The 23,731-nt window shown below is 43.5% G+C and carries 23 protein-coding genes, 1 pseudogene and 1 riboswitch; of the genes and pseudogenes, 12 read left to right on the top strand and 12 right to left on the bottom strand.

The window, feature by feature from the left end:
* Nucleotides 1-88: 88 nt before the first annotated feature.
* On the bottom strand, nt 89-1,696 hold the full coding sequence (locus OC538_RS02365; RefSeq protein ID WP_251694559.1) for an ABC-F family ATP-binding cassette domain-containing protein: 1,608 nt from the start codon (nt 1,694-1,696) through the stop codon (nt 89-91).
* 515 nt (nt 1,697-2,211) lie between these two features.
* On the opposite strand from OC538_RS02365, the gene OC538_RS02360 reads away from it, so the two are divergent.
* The gene (locus OC538_RS02360) at nt 2,212-3,411 is read left to right on the top strand and encodes a CynX/NimT family MFS transporter (RefSeq protein WP_251694560.1); all 1,200 of its coding nucleotides are present in this window, start codon (nt 2,212-2,214) and stop codon (nt 3,409-3,411) included.
* Between the two features lie 92 nt (nt 3,412-3,503).
* On the opposite strand, the gene OC538_RS02355 is transcribed toward OC538_RS02360, so the two are convergent.
* Nucleotides 3,504-3,650 (bottom strand): hypothetical protein, encoded by a 147-nt coding sequence (locus OC538_RS02355; protein ID WP_184211497.1) that lies wholly within the window; start codon nt 3,648-3,650, stop codon nt 3,504-3,506.
* A gap of 38 nt (nt 3,651-3,688) precedes the next feature.
* On the opposite strand from OC538_RS02355, the pseudogene OC538_RS02350 reads away from it, so the two are divergent.
* Nucleotides 3,689-4,484 (top strand): annotated as a pseudogene (locus OC538_RS02350) (transposase).
* Nucleotides 4,485-4,798: 314 nt separating this feature from the next.
* Here the strand turns inward: OC538_RS02350 and msrA are convergent.
* Nucleotides 4,799-5,329 carry a peptide-methionine (S)-S-oxide reductase MsrA gene (gene msrA, locus OC538_RS02345; protein WP_251694561.1) on the bottom strand — a complete coding sequence of 177 codons (531 nt, stop codon included), beginning with the start codon at nt 5,327-5,329 and terminating at the stop codon, nt 4,799-4,801.
* Nucleotides 5,330-5,462: 133 nt separating this feature from the next.
* On the bottom strand, nt 5,463-5,573 hold the full coding sequence (locus OC538_RS02340; protein ID WP_251694562.1) for a YjcZ family sporulation protein: 111 nt from the start codon (nt 5,571-5,573) through the stop codon (nt 5,463-5,465).
* Between the two features lie 176 nt (nt 5,574-5,749).
* Here OC538_RS02340 and OC538_RS02335 point away from each other — a divergent pair, with 176 nt between their 5' ends.
* Nucleotides 5,750-6,712, top strand: coding sequence for an LCP family protein (locus OC538_RS02335; protein ID WP_251694563.1), 963 nt, complete (start codon nt 5,750-5,752; stop codon nt 6,710-6,712).
* Between the two features lie 18 nt (nt 6,713-6,730).
* Nucleotides 6,731-7,939, top strand: a complete 1,209-nt coding sequence (locus OC538_RS02330; protein WP_251694564.1) for an AI-2E family transporter — start codon at nt 6,731-6,733, stop codon at nt 7,937-7,939.
* A 109-nt stretch (nt 7,940-8,048) separates the two neighbouring features.
* On the opposite strand, the gene OC538_RS02325 is transcribed toward OC538_RS02330, so the two are convergent.
* Nucleotides 8,049-9,041 carry a helix-turn-helix transcriptional regulator gene (locus tag OC538_RS02325; protein ID WP_262173080.1) on the bottom strand — a complete coding sequence of 331 codons (993 nt, stop codon included), beginning with the start codon at nt 9,039-9,041 and terminating at the stop codon, nt 8,049-8,051.
* Nucleotides 9,042-9,224: 183 nt separating this feature from the next.
* Here OC538_RS02325 and modA point away from each other — a divergent pair, with 183 nt between their 5' ends.
* From modA to OC538_RS02300, 5 genes are all read left to right on the top strand, one after another.
* A complete protein-coding gene (modA, locus tag OC538_RS02320) occupies nt 9,225-9,998 on the top strand; it encodes a molybdate ABC transporter substrate-binding protein (protein ID WP_251694566.1) in 774 nt (257 codons plus the stop codon).
* Nucleotides 9,999-10,022: 24 nt separating this feature from the next.
* On the top strand, nt 10,023-10,709 hold the full coding sequence (modB, locus tag OC538_RS02315; RefSeq protein WP_251694567.1) for a molybdate ABC transporter permease subunit: 687 nt from the start codon (nt 10,023-10,025) through the stop codon (nt 10,707-10,709).
* A gap of 4 nt (nt 10,710-10,713) precedes the next feature.
* Nucleotides 10,714-11,394, top strand: a complete 681-nt coding sequence (locus tag OC538_RS02310; protein WP_251694568.1) for an ABC transporter ATP-binding protein — start codon at nt 10,714-10,716, stop codon at nt 11,392-11,394.
* 50 nt (nt 11,395-11,444) lie between these two features.
* The gene (locus tag OC538_RS02305; RefSeq protein ID WP_262173079.1) at nt 11,445-12,158 is read left to right on the top strand and encodes a TIGR02206 family membrane protein; all 714 of its coding nucleotides are present in this window, start codon (nt 11,445-11,447) and stop codon (nt 12,156-12,158) included.
* A gap of 92 nt (nt 12,159-12,250) precedes the next feature.
* Nucleotides 12,251-12,442, top strand: a complete 192-nt coding sequence (locus tag OC538_RS02300) for a hypothetical protein (RefSeq protein WP_251694570.1) — start codon at nt 12,251-12,253, stop codon at nt 12,440-12,442.
* A gap of 52 nt (nt 12,443-12,494) precedes the next feature.
* On the opposite strand, the gene ribE (OC538_RS02295) is transcribed toward OC538_RS02300, so the two are convergent.
* The 4 genes from ribE (OC538_RS02295) to OC538_RS02280 all read right to left on the bottom strand — a co-directional run bounded on the left by ribE (OC538_RS02295) (nt 12,495) and on the right by OC538_RS02280 (nt 15,212).
* A complete protein-coding gene (ribE, locus tag OC538_RS02295; RefSeq protein ID WP_285846986.1) occupies nt 12,495-12,959 on the bottom strand; it encodes a 6,7-dimethyl-8-ribityllumazine synthase in 465 nt (154 codons plus the stop codon).
* A gap of 13 nt (nt 12,960-12,972) precedes the next feature.
* Nucleotides 12,973-14,166: a bifunctional 3,4-dihydroxy-2-butanone-4-phosphate synthase/GTP cyclohydrolase II gene (locus tag OC538_RS02290; RefSeq protein WP_251694571.1), complete on the bottom strand. Its 1,194-nt coding sequence runs from the start codon at nt 14,164-14,166 to the stop codon at nt 12,973-12,975.
* A gap of 11 nt (nt 14,167-14,177) precedes the next feature.
* Entirely contained in the window at nt 14,178-14,828 is a 651-nt protein-coding gene (gene ribE, locus OC538_RS02285) for a riboflavin synthase (protein ID WP_262173078.1), read from the bottom strand.
* Between the two features lie 207 nt (nt 14,829-15,035).
* Complete coding sequence (locus OC538_RS02280) at nt 15,036-15,212, bottom strand: hypothetical protein (protein ID WP_251694573.1); 177 nt, start codon at nt 15,210-15,212, stop codon at nt 15,036-15,038.
* Nucleotides 15,213-15,271: 59 nt separating this feature from the next.
* Nucleotides 15,272-15,419, bottom strand: a riboswitch (FMN riboswitch).
* Between the two features lie 281 nt (nt 15,420-15,700).
* Between OC538_RS02280 and fni the strand changes: the two genes are divergently transcribed.
* The 3 genes from fni (at nt 15,701) to OC538_RS02265 (ending at nt 17,782) form a co-directional block, all read left to right on the top strand.
* Nucleotides 15,701-16,732, top strand: a complete 1,032-nt coding sequence (gene fni, locus OC538_RS02275; RefSeq protein WP_251694574.1) for a type 2 isopentenyl-diphosphate Delta-isomerase — start codon at nt 15,701-15,703, stop codon at nt 16,730-16,732.
* 118 nt (nt 16,733-16,850) lie between these two features.
* Entirely contained in the window at nt 16,851-17,399 is a 549-nt protein-coding gene (locus OC538_RS02270; protein WP_251694575.1) for an LAGLIDADG family homing endonuclease, read from the top strand.
* 5 nt (nt 17,400-17,404) lie between these two features.
* The gene (locus OC538_RS02265) at nt 17,405-17,782 is read left to right on the top strand and encodes an rRNA methyltransferase (protein ID WP_262173077.1); all 378 of its coding nucleotides are present in this window, start codon (nt 17,405-17,407) and stop codon (nt 17,780-17,782) included.
* Nucleotides 17,783-17,915: 133 nt separating this feature from the next.
* On the opposite strand, the gene OC538_RS02260 is transcribed toward OC538_RS02265, so the two are convergent.
* From OC538_RS02260 to parE, 3 genes are all read right to left on the bottom strand, one after another.
* The gene (locus tag OC538_RS02260) at nt 17,916-19,142 is read right to left on the bottom strand and encodes an MFS transporter (RefSeq protein WP_262173076.1); all 1,227 of its coding nucleotides are present in this window, start codon (nt 19,140-19,142) and stop codon (nt 17,916-17,918) included.
* Between the two features lie 162 nt (nt 19,143-19,304).
* Nucleotides 19,305-21,737: a DNA topoisomerase IV subunit A gene (gene parC / locus OC538_RS02255; protein ID WP_262173075.1), complete on the bottom strand. Its 2,433-nt coding sequence runs from the start codon at nt 21,735-21,737 to the stop codon at nt 19,305-19,307.
* Complete coding sequence (gene parE, locus OC538_RS02250; protein WP_262173073.1) at nt 21,734-23,704, bottom strand: DNA topoisomerase IV subunit B; 1,971 nt, start codon at nt 23,702-23,704, stop codon at nt 21,734-21,736. The genes parC and parE overlap by 4 nt, the downstream gene beginning before the upstream one ends.
* Nucleotides 23,705-23,731 lie beyond the last annotated feature (27 nt).

Here is a 23,731-nt window from a genome sequence, read left to right as displayed (position 1 = left end):
TGATGAATATCCTTATATATATCCATTACCGATGTCAGATTTTCAAAACCAAAAAACCGTTTTCCATTAAAGGAAAACGGTTTACGTATTAATTGGAGACAGATTGCTGGTCTCTCCATTCCAAATATTCATCATACTGCATCATTTTATCGAGAATCGTTCCGTCTTCACGGATTTCAATAATTCGATTAGCTACCGTCTGAATGAATTGCTGGTCATGGGAAGTAAAGATCATAGCGCCTTTAAAAGCGATCAAGCCGTTATTCAATGCCTGAATCGACTCCAAATCCAAGTGGTTCATCGGCTCATCTAGCAGAAGGACGTTAGCATTATTCAACATCATTTTGGAAAGCATGCAACGTACTTTTTCTCCCCCTGATAATACGGATGGTTTCTTTTTAACTTCTTCACCGGAGAAAAGCATCCGGCCAAGGAAACCGCGTAAAAACGTTTCCGTCTGATCTTCAGGTGAATATTGGCGCAGCCATTCAACTAATGATGTTTCAGATCCTTGGAAGTACTCGTTATTATCAAGAGGGAAGTAGGAACGGGAAGTCGTTACGCCCCATTTGAATGTCCCTGCGTCCGGTTCAGCTTCTTCGGCAAGGATTTCCAACAATGCTGTTTTAGCTAGCGGGTTGCCTAACAGGATGATCTTGTCCTCTTTATTCATCGTAAATGTAACATCTTTTAGCATGACTTTGCCGTCTTGTGTTTTGGACAGGTCTTTAACGCTTAGCACATCATTACCGATTTCACGTCCGATTTGGAAGTTGACGAATGGATATCTGCGTGATGAAGGTTTAATGTCATCTAATTCAATCTTTTCAAGTGCTTTTTTACGGGATGTAGCTTGTTTCGATTTTGACGCGTTTGCACTGAAACGGGCGACGAAAGCTTGTAATTCTTTAATCTTTTCTTCTTTTTTCTTGTTCTGGTCTTGTGCCATTCTTAATGCCAATTGGCTGGATTCGTACCAGAAATCATAGTTTCCTGGATACAGTTGGATTTTTGAGAAGTCGAGGTCCGCGATTTGAGTACAAACCTTATTAAGGAAATGACGGTCATGGGAAACAACGATGACAGTGTTCTCAAAGTTAATTAGGAATTCTTCCAGCCATTGGATGGCTTTCAAGTCCAAGTGGTTCGTTGGCTCATCCAGCAGCAAGACATCCGGTTTACCGAATAACGCTTGTGCAAGAAGTACTTTAACCTTTTCCGAACCGCTCAGCTCAGCCAATTTAACATGATGGAGACTTTCAGGAATGCCCAAACCTTGAAGAAGGATTGCGGCTTCCGATTCAGCCTCCCAACCATTCAATTCAGCGAATTCACCTTCAAGTTCAGCTGCGCGCATGCCATCTTCATCTGAAAAATCTTCTTTCATGTAAATAGCATTTTTCTCGGTCATAATATCATAAAGACGTTGATGTCCTCTGATGACCGTATCAAGCACTTCGTTTTCCTCATATTCGAAATGGTTCTGCTTAAGGACTGCCAAACGCTCATCCTTGTTCATGATGACGTTGCCTGTTTGAGGTTCAAGTTCGCCTGATAAAATTTTAAGGAATGTTGATTTTCCGGCTCCGTTTGCACCGATCAATCCATAACAATGACCAGGGTTGAACTGTATATTCACATCTTCAAACAGTTTACGGTCACCGAATTGAAGACTAACATTACTAACTGCTATCATAAAAATCCTCCTAAATTCACAATGCTCCTATTATAACACGGATTCTGCATCGAGTGGTATGGGTTCGATCCGCTTTTCATACTTTTTCAGTTCATATCGTGTATGATTGTAATGTACATTTTCCTGCATGAGTGTTTTTCCCTTCTACCTCCGATTCATTTCCACAAAAAAACCCCCGTATTGGGGGGATCAACATTTGAATACGCTTCGTTGCCGATACGCGTCCAATAGACATAGCTCTTTATTCAATAAATATTCCATTCGCACATAATCCTTTTTTGTTGCAACGGCATGCTTATCCAATCCGGACATGGAGAACAGAAAATAATAGTCCTTCACTTTGCGGAAAATAAAAACAGTATGGGGGAACTCATCAAATCTACATTTTACTTGATACTTACGAGTATATTCCCAATGGAGAAGTTTCATGGTACATCTTTCCTTTCACTACTTAGTATAGTTGAAAAAGGGAAGGAACACAAGTTCGCAATCAACATAGTATAAGGAGTTTTGTAATGTCACAACGTTCTTTGAAACATAACACCATCTTACTTATCATTACGATTTTTATCGTTGCGGTCAATATGAGGCCAGCCATAACATCAATTGGTCCGATGCTCGATATCATTCGGGATGATCTATCTTTGACAAACGCAAAAGTGAGTCTCTTGACGGCTTTACCGGTATTTTGCATGGGCCTGTTTGCGTCTTTGGCACCTCTTCTGAATCGCAAGCTGGGATTGACACGTTCAATGTATCTCATGCTGTTTGTCATTGGTTTAATGACGGCGATGAGGGGATTATATTCTAATTATGCTTCGTTGCTCCTATCTGCAATAATTATAGGGATTGCAATTGCCGTCATGGGCCCACTTCTCTCTGCGATGATCAAACAGAGTTTTCCGGAACGGGCGACGAGTGTAATCGGTGTCTATTCATTCGGTATGGGAGTTGGCTCTTCATTAGGAGCAGGACTTACCGCCATTTTCTTCGAATCCACCGGCTCATACCCGTTTGCACTCGGCATCTGGGCTGTTCTATCGGTTGCGGCAATTTTCTTCTGGAGACTTTCAGTAAAAGGGGATAGTAGTCTTATGGAGGAGGTAAGGGAGAAGGGGGAAAAGAGGAAAGTGGACGCCTTGTCACCATGGCGACAGAGAAAAGCATGGCTATACTTGCTCTTTTTCGGCTTACAAGCGTCAAGTTTCTTTGGTATCATTACGTGGATTGTTCCACTAGCAACAGATGCCGGAATGTCACTCGTGCAAGCGAGCACTCTATTAAGTGTAATGATGACGTTGCAAATCTTTTTGAATCTCCTCTTTCCAATCGTTTATGAACGTTTTCCGAAAAGGAGATTCTGGCTGTTTGTGTTTTTAACAATGGGATTACTTGCATTCGTTTTGTTTTGGACGGGAGATCGCACGCTTATGTGGGTGAGTTCCATTCTCATGGCGATTCCTCTGGCTGGTCTATTCCCAATTGCGTTATTATTTCCATTGGATGCGACCGAAACAGCGGAGGATACAAATGAATGGACCGCAATGATGCAGACGGGCGGCTATCTAATCGCAGGGTTTTTGCCGTTATTGATTGCATTGATATACGATTGGACTGGCGAGCATCAATATACATTGATGATTTTCATGGGCTTGTTTGTAACTATGATGATCTTGACGTTTATGATTGGTGACCGTGAGCAGAAAGTGGAGTAGGGATTGAAAACAGGTGAAGGATTAAATCCTTCACCAGTCAGACTGTAGACAAACATCAAAAATTTCGGTGTTTGCCTTCGGTCTTTTTTCTTTTAAAATAGAGATAAAGCTAACAATGTTGATTTCCGCTGCGAGCGGACGCTTTCCGCGGGCACGGCTTCAGCCGCTTCCCTCGCTGCGCTCAGTCCAGGGTCTTCAGCTCGCGCTGTTCCCGCTGGAGTCGCCGCTCTCCGCTCCAATCAACGGTGTTTCCTATTAAATGAATGAAGTGATGGATATGATGACGAAGAATCAAATTAATGAACGCGAACAGTTGGAAATGCTGACCATAGAGCAGTTGGTTCCTCAAGACCATCTGGTGCGTAAACTGGATGCGGCCATTGATTCTTCCTTCATCTATCAATTAGTTGAAGACCTTTACTCAACAATTGGAAGACCTAGCATAGATCCTGTAGTACTCATCTAGATGACATTCATTCAATATACCTTTGGTATCCGCTCCATGCGTCAGACAATCAAGGAAATAGAAACGAACGTGGCATATCGCTGGTTCCAAGGCTTCGGCTTTCATACTGAGGTTCCTCACATCTCCACGTTCAGGAAGAAATATGCCCGTCGTTTTGCAGATACTGATCTGTTCGAGCGGATCTTCTATAATGTTCTAAACGAGGTGGCAAACCGTGGGCTTCTCAGCCGTATCATATTTCATTGATTCTACCCATGTGAAAGCCAGTGCGAATAAGAGTAAGTTTGAGAAGAAGGATCTTCGTAAAAAGACGCGGGCTTATGAGAAGAGGCTACAGGCTATCGAACAACCACGAAGGAAGGATACCGTCAGTATGCCTCGTCACAATCATGAAATCAAAGAAATATACGGGAAGCGTAAAGAGACGATTGAACGTGTCTTTGCCAATGCCAAAAAGAATCATGGCACGCGATGGATAACCCTAAGGGGACTTTAAAAAAATGTCAATGCAGGCGATGCTGACTTTTCCGCCTTAAATCTTAAGAAGCTGGCTAGTTGGACATGGGGAGCGCCGGCTATGGAGACTGAAATGATACCCCTGTCTTAAAGGATTTCCAGTTGATTGGAGTGCAGGGCGGCGACTCCTGGGGAATCAGCGCAGCGTGAAGACCCGCAGGAAAAGCCGTAATGAAGAACGGCTTTTGCGACCAAAAGCGATAGCGTTGGGAGCACATCCGAGGAGGCTGAGGGCAAGCCCCCGGAAAGCGTCCGCCCGGAACGGAAATCAACGTCGCGTCAATCTAACGTTTTTGCATTAATGCGTCTAAGAAGACAAAAGGAATGGAAATCAATTCGATTTCCATCCTGTTCCCTACAGTCTGAGGTGAAGGATTAAAATCCTTTACCTGTTTTTTGAATCACTCATTTCCAGTATTCTGATATGAAATCGTCCCGTCCTGATTTAGCACGGTCCTCTTCATAATGTTGCTGCTCTTTCTCATGGTAGTCCTGGTGATATTCTTCTGCACGGTAGAATGTCTCCGCTGGACGAATATCTGTCACGATTGGCTTCGCGAACCTGCCGCTATTGGCGAGCTCTTTTTTCGACTTCTCCGCAGCTTTCCTTTGTTCCTCGTTGTAATAAAAGATGGCTGTCGTATACGAATGTCCACGGTCGTGGAACTGTCCGCCCGCGTCTGTCGGATCGATTTGGGGCCAATACAATTCAAGAAGTTTTTCATATGTAAATATAGAAGGATCATAAGTGATCTCGACGACTTCCAAGTGTCCCGAGTCCCCTTTTTTCACGTCTTCATAAGTAGGGTTTTCAACGTGCCCACCCATATAGCCCGAAACGACGTCAACAATGCCATCCCATTCCTTAAATGGCTTCACCATGCACCAAAAACAACCTCCGGCGAATACCGCTTTTTCGATTCCTTCACATGTCATCGTCTACAACCCCTTTCAATGTATAATCTAAATTGTAGCACACGAAAGAAAGGCTGCATACGGGTCATCCAAGACCGGAATGCAACCTTCTCTCGAAGTGCCAATGAGTGGTTGTGCTTTATTGTATTATGAATTAATAGACAAAGCTTGCGCCAATAATGATTAACAGGATAAAAAGCACAACAATCAAAGCAAAGGAAGAACCGTAACTGTTTCCGCCCCCGCCACCGTATTCACGACCCATTTATACCACCACCTTCAATATAGATTATGCTTCGCTTCACTACTTGCATGGGGAAATGACCAGATTCCGTGGCATTATCTTATAGCCCTCACATGGTATACTATCCATATACATACGCAACCATTGGCACTCACCAATCGTCCCATACGTGACTTTACAATTTGGAGGAATTAAACTTGAACGAAGACCAGTACGAAGGCCCGGTGCCAAGAAGAAGAAGGAGAAGAAAGCTACGGATAGGCAGGTTATTCTTCACGATCCTGTTCATCGCTTTCATCGTGACAGGGCTTTATTCATACTTTCAATATAAGGAAGGGAAGTCATTGGCGAAAGGGAATATCATTGACCCAGGCCCTTTCCGTGGTGATGTTATCGATCCACAGAACCCCTCCGTCGAGAATTACCTGTTGTTAGGCATTGACGATGATGGGAGCGGAAAGTCGCGCACGGACACGATGATGGTCCTTTCTTGGAATAAACAAGAAGGGTCGATCCGCATCGTTTCATTCATGCGGGATATTTATGCAGATATTCCTGGATATCAATCCTATAAACTTAATACGGCCTATTACTTGAACGGGGTACAGACCGTTAAGGATACAATTACAGGCATGTTCGGCATCCCGATTCATCATTATGCCATTGTGGATTTTGACAATTTCGAGTCGATCATCGATATTGCGTTTCCAAGTGGAATAAAAATTAATGTCCAAAAAGAGATGTCCGAAAAGATCGGAGTCACACTCATGCCCGGCGAACAGCGCTTGAATGGCAAGGAACTGCTTGGATATGCCCGCTTCCGCGCCGATGCACAGGGGGATTTCGGCAGGGTGACAAGGCAGCAGGAAGTAATGAACGCAGTTAAAGATGAGGCGATGAGTCCTGGAATGCTTCTTCATGTTCCGAAATTATCCGGTGCATTATCCGGCTTCATTGAGACCGATTTAACGACAAAGGACGAAATTTCAAAAGCATTCACCCTTTTGGTGAAGGGCAAAGCCGATTTGGAAACGATGACGATTCCTGTTGAAGGCACGTATCGGTTCAACTCATATGCACATGCTGGATCGGTTATCGAGCTTGATGTTGAAAAGAATAAAGAGGCACTTGCAGCCTTTCTTGATTTAGAACTTGAGTGATGGAAAGTGGGGGAGTCAATGGATTACGAAGAAATTAGGTCGACAGCGCGCAAAGAACTGAATGATGGAACACCGCGGATTATTCGTTTCCTAGGAGGACGAGCCACAATGTTCGTGCTCCTATCAATCTTGTTGATTGGCCTGATTATTTTAGTATTCAGCAAAGTGGATTTCGTCTTTTACCCGATAAGAGTATTCTTTTCAACTGTCGTACTGCCAATAATCCTTGCAACAATTGCCTATTATTTGCTGCGACCTATACTCCGTTTTTTTGAACGGATAAAGATTCCGAGAGTTTGGGGGATATTCATCATATTCGTCGGTCTTATCGGTTTGATTACTTTATTGGTTTTTCTAGTTTTTCCTTTTCTAAAGATGCAATTCGCTAACTTGATTGAAGAGTTTCCTACGTATTTCAATCAAATGCTCATCAATGTTGACACATTTTTGCGGACCTCCATTTTTTCAGCGTATTATAAAGAAATGGATATAAACATCAACAGTTTTCTCGACAACGGGAAAGGGAACATTGGTGAATTCATTACAGATGCAGTTGGCGGAATCGCTTCCGGGATCACCTCATTCATTTCAGCATTGACCGGTTTCATTCTTGCGATTGTGACTGTTCCATTCATCCTTTTCTATCTTTTGAAGGATGGGGATAAGCTTCCACAGATGATTAAGAAAATGTTGCCGCCACGCCTCCGGGATGATGCGGAAGTGATTCTCAATGATGCAGATCATCAGATCAGTGCTTATATCCAAGGTCAAATCCTTGTCGCCATAAGCATCGGAATTATGGTATCGATCGGTTTTCAAATCATTGGCATGAAATATGCACTATTATTAGGCGCACTCGCGATGTTCACGAGCGTCGTTCCGTACTTGGGTCCACTTATTGCAATTACGCCAGCAGTCATCATTGCCATCGTCACATCGCCTTTAATGCTTGTGAAGCTTGCCGCCGTCTGGACGATTGTTCAATTGGTCGATGGGAAATTCATATCCCCGCAAATAATGGGGAAGTCATTAAAAATCCATCCGATTACAATCATTTTTGTTTTACTGACTGCAGGATCTCTATTCGGGGTGGCAGGGGTCGTTCTAGGCATACCTGGTTACGCCTTATTGAAGGTGGTTTTAACGCATATGTTCAAGTTGCTGAAGATCAGGTATAACAAGTACGAACCGGATCGCGCTATGCATTATGAAGATGTACAAGTATAAATGAAATGAACGTCCGATATGGGCGTTCATTTTTTGTTTGATAATATTATTATGTAAACTTATATTTTATTGAAAAAGGCACCCGATTCTATATCGATGTGCCCTTAACCTAATCCGTCTCATACATGATTGTCCCAGTTAATGAAAGATCGTAGCCTCCTAACGCTCCGATTTCATTTTGAAATGCGGGTGAGCGAAGGATGGATAAGATAGAATCACGTAAGAATTCATTCTCGGGAGCCTTGTACATAACGAGGTCGTACCGTTCCTGGACGAGCGGGATGAAGTCTACGCCTACCATTGCCGCAGCTTTTTCAATACCGACACCGACATCCGCAAATCCGGATGCCACTTTGCTGGCGACGGAGATATGGTTCAGTTCCTCTATATGATAACCTTCGACGTATCGGGGAAGTATGCCTTCCAACCGCAACTTTTCATCTAACAACACTCTCGCGCCTGACCCTATTTCCCGATTGACCATTTTGATGGAGGGATTGCTGAAATCCGCCCACGTCCGTATATTTTTCGGATTGTTCTTTTGTACGAATAGGCCAGCCGACCTCGATAGCAAATTGATGACTACGAATTCATGACCGGTAAGAATCCTTTTAATATAGGGGATATTGTACATTCCCGTATCCCCATCGAATAGATGGGTACTGACAATGTCTGCTTCCCCTTCATACATTGCAATCAAGCTGTTCAAACTGCCTGTGTACGAACGTAGTGGACGGTAACTAGCACCGCTTCTTCCAATTGCATTTGCAAGCAGGTCCAGGCTGATGTCCTGTCCACTTATGATCAGTTTCCTTTGTGATGCTGGCTGATACGGTTGAGGTGGTGGAGTTGGTTCAGTCCTTTGAATCGGTAGTTCAGGTGTTGTCTCTGAAGCCGTTTTTTCCTGTTTGACAAGATTCCCGCAACTTTTCGATTTATCCTTGTAAGCTTCCAGGTCTTCTGAATCGACACGCATTTGCCGTCCTACCCGGTATGCACGAATATCTCCTTTTTTTATAAGATCATAGACGGTCAGTTTGGAGACTTTCAAAAGATCCGCGATTTCCTCGGTCGTATACGACGATTCCTTATTTCCGGTCATAAGTAACCTCCTGTCAGATTCTTATTTCTATTTTCTCTTAAATTGAAGTAAAAAGCAATATATTCAGATATAACTAGATATAATCAATAATAGGAAAGTATAATTAGTTATAAGTAGATATATCCTGTTATATTGTGTTATATATGAATATATCTAATAGTAACGAGTGAAAGGAGGAGTAATTTGAAAAAGTTTATAAAAACGATGCTACTTCTCGCCATTGCTGCCATTCCGTTAGGGTGTGCAAATAAAGGAGAGGAGGGTATGGAGAAAAAGGAGATTGCAATTTCAGCAGCCGCCAGTTTGACAGATGCTTTGACCGAATTGAAAAATGTATATGAAGATGAGCACGATGACGTTTTCATCACTTTGAATTTCGGAAGTTCTCGAAAGCTTGCAACTCAGATTGAGCAAGGCGCCCCCGCTGATATTTTTCTTTCAGCAAGTTCGGATGACATGGAAAGGTTGAAGGAGCAGGGGCTAATCAATGAGTCGACAATCGTGGATTTCACAGAAAACTCTCTTGTGTTAATTACGAATAATGTAGTTCAGAATCCCGTTTCATCATACGAACAGCTTGGTACCGATAAGTCAGATCATATTTCCATGGGAGAGCCGGATACTGTCCCGGCAGGAAGATATGCGAAAGAAGTTCTGGAGAATCTGCAATTATGGACACCTCTACAAGACAAACTTGTCATGGGGTCGGACGTAAGGCAAGTGTTGACGCATGTTGAAATGGGGAATGCAGATTATGGCATTGTATATGCAAGTGATGCATGGACCTCAGATAAAGTGACTGTCGTGGCAGTAGCCGATCCCACTTGGCATTCAAACATCATCTATCCGGGAGCAGTTGTGAGCGATTCCGATCACCCATCCGAATCACAGGAATTCCTAGAACTCCTATCAGGGGAAAAGGGAAGAGCGGTATTGCAGAAGTATGGCTTCAAATAAGCAGAAGAGGAGGGAGCGACGGACATGGATTATTCACCCTTATTGCTTTCCTTAAAAGTGGCGGCCATTTCCACTATGGTCGTATTCATTTTCGGTGTCTTTTTTGCACGCGTTTTTGCAAGAAAACAATTCTTCGGTAAATCGGTGATCGAGGCCATCTTCATGTTGCCTCTCGTCTTGCCGCCTACTGTAGTTGGCTTCGCCTTGCTGCTTCTATTCGGCAAACATGGTTGGATCGGAAAGTGGCTGCTCGAGTGGTTCGATGTCCAAATTGTTTTCACTTGGCTCGGCGCAGTCATCGCTTCCATTGTCGTCTCCTTCCCACTGATGTACCAAAGTGCTGCAGCGGCATTCAACAGCATGGACGACCGGATCGAAAATGCCGCCCGAACATTGGGAGCATCAGAATGGCGTGTATTCAGGACCATTAGTTTCCCGCTGGCATGGCCAGGTCTGCTCGCCGGTCTCGTCTTATCATTTGCAAGAGGGCTCGGAGAATTCGGAGCCACCCTTATGATTGCAGGCTATATACCTGGAAAGACCGATACGATTCCGATGTCTATCTATTTCGCTGTTGAATCGGGACAAATGGAGAAAGCTGTGTTTTGGGTTGTCATCATCGTCGCATTGGGCTTCAGTACAATCTTGTGGCTCAATTGGTGGAGCCGACGAAACATGCTGCGCTATACGAATGAAAACCGAAGTAGGTGATTTTATGTTGGAAGTGGATATAAAAAAGCGGTTATCCCATTATGATCTTGAAGTCGATTTCAGTATGGGAGATGAAATCCTTGTCTTGTTCGGGCCATCCGGTTCCGGCAAAACGACGATTTTACATACGATTGCTGGATTGACAACGCCAGACGAAGGATCGATCAAATTGGGGGAAAAGGAGTTTTACAGTGGCAAAAAAGAATCCATGTCAGTCCAGGCAAGGAATGTAGGCATGTTATTCCAAGAGTATGCTTTGTTCCCGCATATGACGGTTGAGCAGAACATCCAGTACGGCATGAAGAGGAAGGACGAGCACCGTTCCTTTGTCATTGGTCAACTCCTGCAAGTGTTAGGTATCCAGCAACTTTTAGTGAAATATCCACACCAAATATCCGGCGGTGAAAAACAACGAGTTGCTCTTGCGCGAGCATTGGCATCGGAGCCATCCATCCTGTTATTGGATGAGCCTCTTTCCGCTTTGGATAAACAAACGCGCATCGATTGCCAAAATGAACTGATCCGCCTTCATGAAATGTGGAAGATTCCGTTCATCGTTGTGACGCATGATAGGGAAGAAGCTGAAAAATTAGGGGATCGTATTTTATTTCTCAATCAAGGAAAAATCATCGATGAGATGGAAGCTCCGTATACCAGAACACCGCATTCTTCTTATTCTAACTAACCAATGTTATAATTCGAGGTAATCATTGTACGTAGGAATGGGGAATGGCAATGGAGGCCGGCAGAACAGATTCTCAGTTCGTTATGTTTTCGTTAGTACATCTTTCTGTTCTTTCATTCATCGTTATTATCGTTATTCTTCTTTTTATGCAACGGAAGAGATTGCGAGAGTGTGTTCATAGATTGAATATGGCTGAACGTTATTTTGCGCTCTCTTTATTGGCGATGGATATCTCGTATCATATATGGCTCATTTCGACTGGACGTTGGGGATTGGATGACTCACTGCCGCTAGAATTATGTAGCATCTCTCTATTTGTCTCAATTGTGCTGCTATTGACCGGTAATCGGCACTTGATCGATTTTGTCATTTTCGCTGGCATCGGTGGCGCTCTCCAAGCAATGGCAACACCTGTTCTTGACATGAGTTTTCCTCATTTCCGCTTTTTCCATTTTTTCTATACACATGCGGGAATTATAGTAACGGGGCTTTATTTCGTATGGGTGAAAGGGTATGAACCTACGTTTAAAGGTGTCATGAAAACAATGTTGATCATCAATGCGATTGTACCGTTTATTCTAGCTGTAAACTGGCTCTTTGATGGGAATTATATGTTTCTTCGAATGAAACCCCACAATGGCAGCTTGCTTGATTTTTTAGGTCCTTACCCATGGTATATATTGTCACTGGAAGCGGTGGCTTTCATCATATTTTCGGTCATTTGGCTAGTACTGCGAAGAAGGGGAAGCAAGGCAGTACTTTAACTTTGCCGATTCAGCGTATTTTCTATATAGACAATCATTCATCAGGAGTGCTAAAATTTACTAACGGACAATAGGGGAGGGAGATGACCAAAATGGAAACGAACAAACAATCAGGGGATAAAGGGAAAATCAGCTTGAAAGATGCAGTCAAACAACAGCTAGAAGCAAAGAAAAATAAGACGCAGTCAGCAAAAACAAATGGTAATCCAATTCAACAAACTCCGAAAATGAAGAGCCAACAGTCGAAGAAAGTAACACAATCGAGCCGGAAAATGGGTGTTTAATCAGTACGATAAAAAAAGCAAATCCCAACAAGGGACTTGCTTTTTTCTTTCCTTATAACTGTTTCATGAGATTTGCCATTTCAATCGCGGAGACTCCTACGTCCCATCCTTTATTTCCTGCTTTCGTCCCGGCACGTTCAATCGCTTGTTCAATTGAGTCTGTCGTCAATACGCCAAAAATGACTGGTATCCCTTCTGTCATATTGATGGCGGCAACTCCTTTTGCGACTTCATTACATACATAGTCGAAGTGGGGGGTAGACCCTCTAATGACAGTGCCTAATGTAATGACGGCATCATATTTCTTTGAAGCCGCCATCCGTTTTGCGATGATCGGAATTTCAAAAGCGCCGGGGACCCATGCGATTTCGATATCATCGGTGTCAACTCCGTGGCGGCGCAATGCATCCTCAGCTCCACCGAGTAGCTTCCCTGAAATGAAATCATTGAACCGGGAAACGACGATGCCGATTTTAAGTCCTGTACCAATTAAATGTCCTTCGTATGTCATACTCATTCGTATTTCCTCCTCAGTTATGCAATAGATGCCCTAGTTTCGTCCTTTTCGTCTCCATATAGAATCGATTGCCATCTTTAGCAGGAAGTTCGATAGGGATCCGATTCTCTATCGTAATGCCATGTTCTGATAGGCCTTCGATTTTACGTGGATTATTCGTCAGCAATTGTATTCGGGTGCATCCTAGATCAGAAAGGATTTGTGCGCTAATGAAATACTCCCGTAAATCATCCCCGAAACCTAAGCGGGTATTTGCCTCGACTGTATCATATCCTTGTTCCTGAAGTTTATAAGCTTTCATTTTATTGACAAGACCGATTCCGCGGCCCTCCTGGCGCATATAGACAAGGACCCCTGTCCCGGCTTCCTCAATCTGGGCAAGCGCTGCCTGCAGCTGTGGTCCACAGTCACACCGGCAGGATCCGAATACGTCACCTGTCAGGCATTCCGAATGAATCCTGACGATAGGAGACTCGGTTTCACTGATTTGACCTTTCACTAAAGCGATATGTTCCTGTCCAGTCAATTTTTCTACATATGTTGTCGCTGTGAAATCTCCATACGAAGTAGGTAAATGAATTGTGACAACCTTTTCAACAAGCGTTTCAATTCGCTTGCGGTATGCAATCAACTGTTTGATTGTTAAAATGACGAGTTCGTGTTGCTTTGCAATTTCCAGTAGCTTTTGTCCTCGGGCCATTGTTCCATCATCATTCATGATTTCACAAATGACACCCGCTGGAGTCATCCCTGCAAGACGGGCAAGGTCGACTGCAGCTTCCGTATGTCCTGGGCGCTCCAATACGCCGCCCGATTTCGCGACTAACGGGAAAATATGGCCAGGCCTTCTGAAGTCAGAAGACTTTGAGTCTCTATCTATCATTTTTAAGATCGTTTCCGAGCGTTCAAATGCTGAAATACCTGTATGGCAAGATGAATGGTCAATACTGACCGTGAATGCTGTCCCATGGACATCGGTATTCGTATTTGTCATTGGCGCTAATCCTAATCGGTCCGCCATCTGTTGTTCAATGGGGGTGCAAATTAAGCCGCGGCCTTCTTTAGCCATGAAATTGATCATATCCGGAGTCGCATAATCAGCGAGTGCAACAAAGTCACCTTCATTTTCACGACTTTCATCATCCACGACAATGATCGCTTTCCCTTTCTTCAATTCTTCGAGTGCTATTTCAACCGTTGTAAACATGTCTTCACCCCTCATTCTAAAAATCCGCTTCTGGCGAGTGCATCCAGCGTCAACCCGCCGGACGGTTCGGTTTTTTTCCTGGATACAATTCGCTCTAAATACTTTGCAAGGATGTCACATTCCACGTTGACTAAATCCCCGACACGCTTATAACCAACTATCGAATCAGCTTGAGTTACTGGAATAAGGGATATCGTAAACCCTTGATCCGAAATGCCGAAAACGGTCAAAGAGGTGCCGTCAACCGTTATGGAACCTTTCGGGACAAGATGCGACTGGAATTCTGAAGCTAATTGAATGTCCATATAAATTGCATTTTCGACCGTTCTGACTGCAACAATTTCACCGATGCCATCGACATGACCCGTCACAAAATGGCCGCCAAAACGACCATTTGCGGACATGGCACGTTCCAGATTTACACGGTTCCCGGATTTCAAAGTGTAAAGCGTAGTCGCCATGAAAGTCTCAGGCATTACGTCTGCTGCAAATTGCGTTGTTGAGAAATCCGAGACGGTAAGACATACTCCATTAACGGAAATACTGTCTCCTTTTTTCACGTCCGAAAGTATATGGGTGCACTTAATTACCAATTGCATTGAAGAAGAACCTTTCTTTATCGCTTGAACGGTTCCAATTTCTTCAACAATTCCTGTAAACAATCAGCTTACACCTCCATTTTGAAAAGTGCATGAAGCTTAAGATGTCTTAGACATCTGTCTAAAATATTTCGTATAGGGTTCTTTCCACCATGGGGCAAACGGGTGGTGAGGAAAGGGTTGTCTAGAAGAAAAACGACGTAGATTTTTGATGTCTCAAAAATAGTGAAAATGCCCTGTTGCTAAAATCCGCCTCTTTTTTACATAAATTCACGATCGCTTCAATTCCAGCATCCCGAAGAAACCTAATCCTGTTACCATTAACGGAAGGATTGGGATTTTTAGATGCGACGAAAAAACGCCGCTTGCGATGATTGTCTCAGTACACACACCTACTTCAAGTTTCGCAAGAGCGAGATCTAGCTCCAAATAATCGGCGTGGTCCATTGAATTCCCCCTCTCAATTTTAGAAAGGGCGGATAGAGTTGGGCATGGTCATCAAACACGAGCAACTTCTCCCATCCAGACTTTAACTGTCGGTGCCGGAGTTTCACCAGCTCCACCGTCTTCCTTAGGGAAGAACGGGTCACGGACTGACAAGCATAGCGCTTGATCACCGCCGGTAAGGAATTTCACCTTGCCCCGAAGTTTCGTTTTGATTTGACCGATTCAAATTTAACACATATTTGAAACAGTTGCCAAGTTACTGAGCGTACAATGCACACGGGATTATTCGTCATCTGCGTGATTCAATGATAAGATAAATAGGGATTCCATGAGGAAGAGCATAGGTTTCTATGAACTTTTTTGAAAAGATGGGTCAAAATCCTTTATTGAAAAATGAACCTTAAGAATGGCGTGAATTAGTAACTGAAAATGGTTTATAATTGAGTGAGTTATGTATTTTAATGTTAAGGGAAGAGGGATGTTGGATAATGACTGGTTCGATTCATCAACGGAAAGCGGAGCATATCGACATCACGCTCAATGAAAAAGTGACAGGGAACCATATTACGACCGGATTGGAAAGGGTTCACTTCATTCATTGCGCACTACCTGAAATTGACTTTAGTGATATCTCCATCGAGAGTAAATTTGTGGACCAAATGCGCCCAACGCCTTTTATGATCAGCTCCATGACTGGCGGGGCTGCATTCGCTGAAACAATCAACCGTAATTTGGCGCTTGCCGCAGAAGAAAGAGGTTGGATTTTGGCATTGGGATCCATGCGCGCACTTATTGAGAGTAAGGAACACCGGGCATCCTTCCAAGTAAGGCAATATGCTCCATCCGTACCGATCATTGCAAATTTGGGTGCGGTTCAATTGAATTACGGATTTGGCGTTGATCAATGCCGACAAATAATTGAAATGACAGATGCAGATGCTTTGGTATTGCATCTGAACAGTCTTCAGGAAGTTATTCAACCGAACGGAGATCTGAATTTCAAGGATTTATTAGTGAAAATCGAAGAATTGACGAATGCATTGGAAGTTCCTATAGGCGTGAAAGAAGTCGGTTGGGGAATCGACGGGGAGACAGCCAAAAAGCTATGTGATATCGGTGTATCTTTTATTGACGTAGCGGGTGCAGGCGGGACATCTTGGAGCCAAGTGGAAAAATACCGTTCAACCGATCCAGTAAAGCAAGCCGCTGCTGAAACGTTCAGCGTATGGGGCATTCCGACGGTCGATTGTGTTGTGTCTGTCCGTGAAAAGATCGATACGCAAACAATTGTTGCAAGTGGCGGCATGTCGACTGGACTGGACGCTGCGAAAACAATAGCATTAGGCGCAGATGTCGTCGGTTTCGGAAGATCTATCCTTAAAGAAGCGACACAGTCTCCGGAAGATGTCTTACGAGTGATGGAAACGAAAGAACTCGAGCTGCGAATGGCTATGTTCGGGGTCGGCGCATCTACATTGGCGGAATTGCAAGCGAGCGACAGAGTACGCTATGTGAGATAGTATTTTTTTGAGATGGCCACTTGCAAACGCGGGTGGCTGACTTTCATTTATATTCAGTCAATTAGTTGAAAATAAGAACATAAGTTTGTATAATGGATTAAAAGGGGAAGTGGAAGAAATGCCTCGTAATCCAGGAATGACAGACGAAAAGATCACTGAATTGTATAAAAGCGGATTGAGCTATGACAAACTTTGTGCCATTATTGGGTTGTCGGACCGTGCTATCCGTAATGTATTGATGAAGCATGGAGTTGCATTGAATCCAATTGGCCGTCGGAGAATCCATGAAGTGAACGAAGACTTCTTTAAAACATGGTCTCATGAGATGGCTTGGGTATTGGGATTATTCATTACGGATGGCCATGTGAATAAGAAAGTCCATTCTGTATATTTAGCCCAAAAAGACGAAGATTTATTGAGAAAAGTAGCCAAGCTTATGGATGCGAATCCGACAATTGCACAAGGTACCGGTACGAGAACAACGCCCATGTTAATTATTAACTCGAAAATCATTAAGCAGGATCTAGAGCGGCTTGGTGTCAAACCGAACAAATCATATTCAGTGGCTTTTCCGGAGGAAGCTGGTGAACTGTTTAACGAAAATAAAAGGTTAAGAATGATTCAACATGCCATTATATCGGAACAAACAATTTTGCAATTGGAGTGATGAGAATGTGGAAAATAGTAAATGGTAAACTACAACATACAACTGATAAGAGTCGAATTGTATTCAGAACAACAATAAGCAAAGACCTAATAGCTAAGTTAACCAAAGTAGCAGATAGCAATAATACACATATTAACTATTTGTTAGAAACGGGATTCATTAATTTATTGACACTAGAAGATGGAATCTCGTTTAATAAAGAGCAACGTCCGAAAGACCGAGAGCATTATAAAACCACTTATGATAAAGAGCTGTTTGAAGAGATAAAAGCTCTTGCTAAAAGTAATGATCTATTTATTAATGACGTTATTGAGTATAGTGCACAGTTTATTGATGTTGAAAACAGTAAAAATAAGAATCATCGGTATAGGATAGAGGTGTAAGGAGGGATATAAATAAGAATACTTTTCAGTGCCATGGTCATAATATATATTAGCAGAAGCTGAATATCACATTAAAGTATACTTGAAACAGTGAGACAGAACTGAATTTTTCAGATGAAAAACCTGCAACGGATCATAAAATGATTTCCGCTGCAGGTTCTGATAGTTTCTCTTCTAATACGATATTCCTTCGTTTCATTTGAATAAAAAATAATAACGTCAAACTTAGACTTACCATCCCGAAAATAATCACCATCGTCTGTAGTCCGACAATATCTAAAAATGCTCCAGCGCTCAATAATACTACTTGGAACATGACCCGCTCTAACATATTGCGGAAAGAGAAAAATCGGCCATGGTACGCTTTCGGCATCTGTTTCTGAAAAATAACCATTGCTGTCGGAAAAAAACAACCTAATGCAAATCCCAATACAGCAAATGCAGCCAATGTCACAACTATATTATGTGCAAAATATAGCATGAACTCAGCAACTGCCACCATAGTTGCAAAGAAGAATAAAATCACCGTGGTCTTCCATTTTCTTGTTATGAGCTTTACTGCAAATGATCCAATCATGAAGGCAATCCCTTCAAAAGTATAAATCAATCCTTTAATCGATGCAGAATCCTGAATCTCACTAATATTGATGACAATGAGATTGAAAGACCCGATAAACAATAAAGGGATCATCGTCATAATTAGTGTCATGCCGACTGCGGGAAACTCTTTTAAGACAGGAAATACTTCCAAAAAACCGCCTTTGTCCCCATCTTTCCTATGGGAGCGTTCACTCCCCTTCCCTTCATCGATTTTGAGCATCATTGTGAAGCCCAACAATCCTGCATACGCAATCATTGAAACCCAATACAATGATGATAACGACCAGTACACCAGCATAACACCTGCGAGAGCAGTACCGAGGACACGCGATATCGTGGCGACGTTCATATGCATTCCGTTCATCGTCAGCAAATCCTCATCTTTTACGACAAGAGGGATTGTTGACTGCAACGCAGGAAAATAGAACGTTGCCGATAATTGAATGGATATGATGAATGCAACCATCCACCAGACAGAACCTGTTGCAATGGCGAGTAACATGAATACGACACTGATCAGCCTTCCCAGCCCTGCGACAATTAAAACGGTCTTCTTTCTCGACTGATCAATGATCCGCCCGGCTGTAGGACCAGCTATGATACCTGCCAATAATCCGATTGATAAGATCATTGCCTTTACGAAGTCCGATGGGATCTTTTCTTGTAAGAATTCCAGATTTCCAATAATTCCAGTCCATAAACCGAGCCCGGCAATCATTTCACCAGATAAAATGATCCAAACATTACGGTTTTTCCACATTCACGTTCACCAATCCCCATTAGTAATTAATTATTATATATTTCGACTTTCGAATTATTATACGTCAAAATCTTCCTATTGTCACGAATATTTTATATTTCAGGTGCAATGCAAAAAAACGTCCACTGGCAGGAATTCATCCTTGCCAGTGGACGCTTTTCATCATGCTTTCGTTTCAGCTTTCAGTTCTTTATAGATTGCAGTTATTCTTCCATTTTTGTTTTCGTCCACCAGTGAGCTCCCATTCGAGTAGCGATCGACAAGCCTCAATGATCCCGACTCGAGAGCGATTTTATTATCTTTGCTAGTCGAAAGGATAACAATTTCGCTTGGTTTCACTAATTGCGTGCCAACGATCCGGTGCGGGTTTGTTTTCAATTCTTTCAACACAACAACACCACGTTGCGCCCTAGCCGCACTCTCCAGTTCCTTCAAAGCCATTCTCTTGACGGATCCTCTTTGCGTGGCAATCAATACTGATTCCGCTTCATCGTGGACAACTAGTATTGATACAAGTTTATCTTCTGTCCTTAGATTGATACCTCGGACTCCGGCTGTTCGTACGCCTGTAACCGACAATTCAGTGAGCGAGAATCGAAGTGCGTACGCCTGTTCGCTGAATAGGATTATATCTTCATCCCCCGCCACGAGTTGCACATCAACCATACGGTCGCCTTTTTTAAAGTTCATCGCCTTGAACGTCCGGGAATAGCGTTGTACTTGGAAATCGGAGAGCTTGGATATCTTGACATTCCCGTTATCTGCAGCGGTCAGAACGGATGTTTGGTCATCGAAGCTTTCGATACCAACTGCTGATATGATCTCCTCATTCGGTTCCAATGAGACGATGCTTGATATATGTTGACCTAGATCACGCCAACGAATGTCAGGCAACTCATGCACTGGTTGATACAAGTAGTTGCCAAGCGATGTGAACAACAGGAGATGATGCTGTGTATTCATGACTGTCTCCATGAGACTGTAATCAGATTCCTTCATCTCTTGTCCGGTGCCGTTTGACGCACTATACGAACGCATGCTCGTACGCTTCACGTAGCCGTCTTTTGTAACCGATACGACGACTTCCTCGCTCGGTACAAGGATATCGAGATCAACTTTGATGTTTTCAATCTTCTCCTCGATGACTGATCTTCTTTGTTCGGAAAACTGCTTGCGGATCTCCAATAATTCCTTCTTAATGACCGCCGAAAGTTTTTTGTCGCTCTTAAGAATGGCGTCCAACTGTTCGATCAGCTTTCGTAGATCAGCATCCTCTTTTTTAAGCTCGGTAATATCCGTATTCGTCAATCTGTATAATTGAAGGGAGACGATCGCTTCTGCTTGAACTTCTGTAAATCCAAATTTTGAAATGATATTATTTTTCGCATCGCGTTTATCTTTCGATGCTCTGATCGCCTTAATTACTTCGTCGAGAATTGATAAAGCTTTCATAAGACCCTCCACGATATGAAGCCGGTCTTTCGCTTTCTGGATATCATACTTCGACCTTCTCGTGACGACATCCTTTTGATGGTCGATGTAAGCATCCAATAACATCGGCAACGACATGAGCGTCGGTCTTCTATTCGAAATGGCTACCATATTGAAATTATACGTCACTTGAAGATCGGTATTTTTCAATAAATATTGCAAAATGGCATTGCCATCCATATCTTTCTTCAACTCAACGACAATCCGAAGCCCTGTACGGTCAGATTCATCACGCACATCTGCAATTCCATCGAGCTTTCTATCCAACCGCAGTTCATCCATCTTCTTCACTAAATTCGCCTTGTTTACATCATATGGAATTTCGGTGATGACAATTTGCGATTTACCGGCTTTTAACGATTCGATTTCCGATTTAGCGCGGATGATGAAGCGGCCTCTCCCCGTTTCGTAGGCCGTTTTGATTCCATCCGTCCCTTGAATGATTGCACCCGTAGGAAAATCTGGCCCTTTCAAGACCGTCATCAATTGTTCGACTGACACGTCCGGCTCGTCCATTCTCATCAGGACTGCATCGATGACTTCATGTAAAGCGTGCGGTGGAATATCCGTCGCGTAGCCCGCGGAAATCCCTGTTGACCCGTTGACGAGTAAATTCGGGAATCGGGAAGGCAATACGGTCGGCTCGGGTTCGGTGTCATCGAAGTTCGGAATGAATTCTACCGTGTCTTTTCCGATGTCACGGAGCATTTCAGATGCGATTGCAGAAAGCCTCGCTTCCGTATACCGCATTGCAGCTGCCGGGTCCCCGTCGACCGATCCATTATTCCCATGCATTTCAATCATTAGATGGCGAAGTTTCCATTCTTGGCTCATCCGCACCATCGCATCGTAAACGGAAGTATCACCATGAGGATGATAGTTACCAATAACGTTTCCGACTGTCTTTGCGGATTTCCTGAATGCTTTATCATGAGTGTTCCCTTCATGGAACATGGCGTAAAGAATCCTTCTTTGAACAGGTTTCAATCCATCCCTTGCGTCTGGAAGCGCCCTGTCCTGAATGATGTATTTACTATAACGTCCAAAACGGTCGCCAATCACTTCTTCCAAAGGCAAGTCTTGGAATCGCTCAGTTGAAGTCATTCAAAGTCCCCCTCAACATGCAAAAATTCATTTTCTAAAATATTATGGTCTTCAGTACCAAAATCGACGTTTGACTCAATCCATTTTCTTCGCGGCTCGACCTTGTCCCCCATAAGCGTGGTGACACGTCTTTCCGATTGCGCCCCATCCTCGATGGTCACGCGGATGAGTGTACGGGTTTCCGGATTCATCGTCGTATCCCATAATTGATCGGCATTCATCTCACCGAGTCCTTTGTATCGCTGCAACATATAGCCTCGGCCGATTTTTTTGATCGCATCGTCAAGATTGGCTTCCGTCCACGCGTACTCGACTTGCTCCTTCTTGCCAGCCCCTTTTGAGACTTTGTAAAGCGGCGGTAGTGCAATAAACACTTTCCCTGCCTCAATCAATGGCTTCATATATCGATAGAAGAACGTCAGGAGAAGCACTTGGATATGCGCCCCATCGGTATCTGCGTCTGTCATGATGATTACTTTGTCGTAAGCGATATCATCGATTTGAAAATCAGCGCCGACTCCTCCGCCGATTGCATGAATGATTGTATTGATCTCTTCGTTTTTCATTATATCTTCCAATTTGGCTTTTTCGGTATTGATAACTTTACCGCGCAGAGGCAAGATTGCCTGAAACGTCCTGTCTCGACCTTGCTTGGCTGAACCACCGGCGGAATCCCCTTCGACAAGGTACAGCTCATTTTTCGCAGCATTCCTCGACTGTGCCGGTGTCAGCTTTCCTGTAAGCAGAGTATCCGAACGGCGTCGTTTTTTTCCAGAACGCGCATCTTCACGGGCCTTCCGGGCAGCCTCCCTTGCCTGTTGAGCACGGATTGCTTTTCGGATCAGGTTACCGCTGAGCTCCGCATTCTCCTCCAAAAAGTACAGGAGTTGCTGGGAGATGATTGCATCAGTTGCCGCCCTTGCTTCACTCGTCCCCAATTTCCCCTTTGTCTGACCTTCAAATTGGAGAATCTCTTCAGGAATCCTGACCGATATGATTGCGGATATCCCTTCCCGAATATCGGAGCCATCGAGGTTTTTATCTTTTTCCTTCAATATGCCGGTTTTCCTCGCATACTCATTAAATACACGGGTCATTGCGGTTTTTGCACCTGTTTCATGTGTACCGCCATCTTTTGTCCGTACATTATTGACGAAAGAAAGTATCGTTTCAGAATAGCCATCGCTGAATTGAAATGCAAATTCCACTTCAATCTCTTCAGACACCCCTTCAAGGTATGCGACATCATGAAGAACATCCTTCTCTTCATTCAAATAGGAGATGAATGCTTCGATGCCTGTTTCGTAATGGAAGACATCATGCTTTTCAGTTCCTTCTTCCTTTAGGTCGATTTTTAAGCCTTTCAGGAGGAAGGCGGATTCCCGTAGACGTTCCGACAATAATTCATATTGATATTTGATTGTTGAGAAAATCGTCGGATCGGGTTTGAAATGGATCAATGTCCCTTTCTCACGTGACGAACCGATTTCTTCTAGTGTAGTGACAGGCTTTCCGCCATTTTCAAACCGTTGCCTGAATTTTTTTCCATCACGAAAAATCGTCACTTCCAGCCACTCGGAGAGGGCATTGACGACAGAAGCGCCTACGCCATGTAGACCGCCACTTGTCTTATAACCACCTTGCCCAAACTTTCCGCCAGCGTGAAGGACGGTCAAAATTACTTCCGTCGTCGGCTTTCCCGTCTTATGCATCCCTGTCGGCATTCCGCGTCCGTAGTCGCGTACACCTATGCTGCCATCTTTGTGTATCGTAACGTCAATTTCCGAACCGTGTCCGGCTAGTGCTTCATCAACTGCGTTATCGACGATCTCATAGACTAGATGATGAAGTCCCCTGGAATCTGTGGAACCGATATACATTCCCGGACGTTTCCGTACTGCATCAAGGCCTTCCAGCACTTGAATCGAATCATCATCATATGTGTAAATTTCTTCTTTCTTCGTCAAATCGCAACCCCCATCAAACGAATGTTC

The sequence above is a fragment of the Saccharococcus sp. Marseille-Q5394 genome, assembly GCF_946901335.1.
Classification (GTDB): domain Bacteria; phylum Bacillota; class Bacilli; order Bacillales_A; family Planococcaceae; genus Sporosarcina; species Sporosarcina luteola_C.
This window is presented reverse-complemented; position numbering and strand designations above follow the sequence as displayed.

Bases quoted from the DNA above. Each gene is read 5' to 3' on its own strand.
- OC538_RS02300 (WP_251694570.1), top strand. From the start codon at position 12,251: ATGGAAACGAACAAACAATCAGGGGATAAAGGGAAAATCAGCTTGAAA.
- OC538_RS02270 (WP_251694575.1), top strand. From the start codon at position 16,851: ATGCCTCGTAATCCAGGAATGACAGACGAAAAGATCACTGAATTGTAT.
- fni (WP_251694574.1), top strand. From the start codon at position 15,701: ATGACTGGTTCGATTCATCAACGGAAAGCGGAGCATATCGACATCACG.
- parC (WP_262173075.1), bottom strand. From the start codon at position 21,737: ATGACTTCAACTGAGCGATTCCAAGACTTGCCTTTGGAAGAAGTGATT.
- OC538_RS02290 (WP_251694571.1), bottom strand. From the start codon at position 14,166: ATGTTTACAACGGTTGAAATAGCACTCGAAGAATTGAAGAAAGGGAAA.
- OC538_RS02310 (WP_251694568.1), top strand. From the start codon at position 10,714: ATGTTGGAAGTGGATATAAAAAAGCGGTTATCCCATTATGATCTTGAA.
- OC538_RS02360 (WP_251694560.1), top strand. From the start codon at position 2,212: ATGTCACAACGTTCTTTGAAACATAACACCATCTTACTTATCATTACG.
- msrA (WP_251694561.1), bottom strand. From the start codon at position 5,329: ATGACATGTGAAGGAATCGAAAAAGCGGTATTCGCCGGAGGTTGTTTT.
- OC538_RS02365 (WP_251694559.1), bottom strand. From the start codon at position 1,696: ATGATAGCAGTTAGTAATGTTAGTCTTCAATTCGGTGACCGTAAACTG.
- modB (WP_251694567.1), top strand. From the start codon at position 10,023: ATGGATTATTCACCCTTATTGCTTTCCTTAAAAGTGGCGGCCATTTCC.
- ribE (WP_285846986.1), bottom strand. From the start codon at position 12,959: ATGAGTATGACATACGAAGGACATTTAATTGGTACAGGACTTAAAATC.
- OC538_RS02260 (WP_262173076.1), bottom strand. From the start codon at position 19,142: ATGTGGAAAAACCGTAATGTTTGGATCATTTTATCTGGTGAAATGATT.
- OC538_RS02280 (WP_251694573.1), bottom strand. From the start codon at position 15,212: ATGGACCACGCCGATTATTTGGAGCTAGATCTCGCTCTTGCGAAACTT.
- OC538_RS02305 (WP_262173079.1), top strand. From the start codon at position 11,445: ATGGAGGCCGGCAGAACAGATTCTCAGTTCGTTATGTTTTCGTTAGTA.
- OC538_RS02265 (WP_262173077.1), top strand. From the start codon at position 17,405: ATGTGGAAAATAGTAAATGGTAAACTACAACATACAACTGATAAGAGT.
- OC538_RS02340 (WP_251694562.1), bottom strand. From the start codon at position 5,573: ATGGGTCGTGAATACGGTGGCGGGGGCGGAAACAGTTACGGTTCTTCC.
- OC538_RS02330 (WP_251694564.1), top strand. From the start codon at position 6,731: ATGGATTACGAAGAAATTAGGTCGACAGCGCGCAAAGAACTGAATGAT.
- OC538_RS02325 (WP_262173080.1), bottom strand. From the start codon at position 9,041: ATGACCGGAAATAAGGAATCGTCGTATACGACCGAGGAAATCGCGGAT.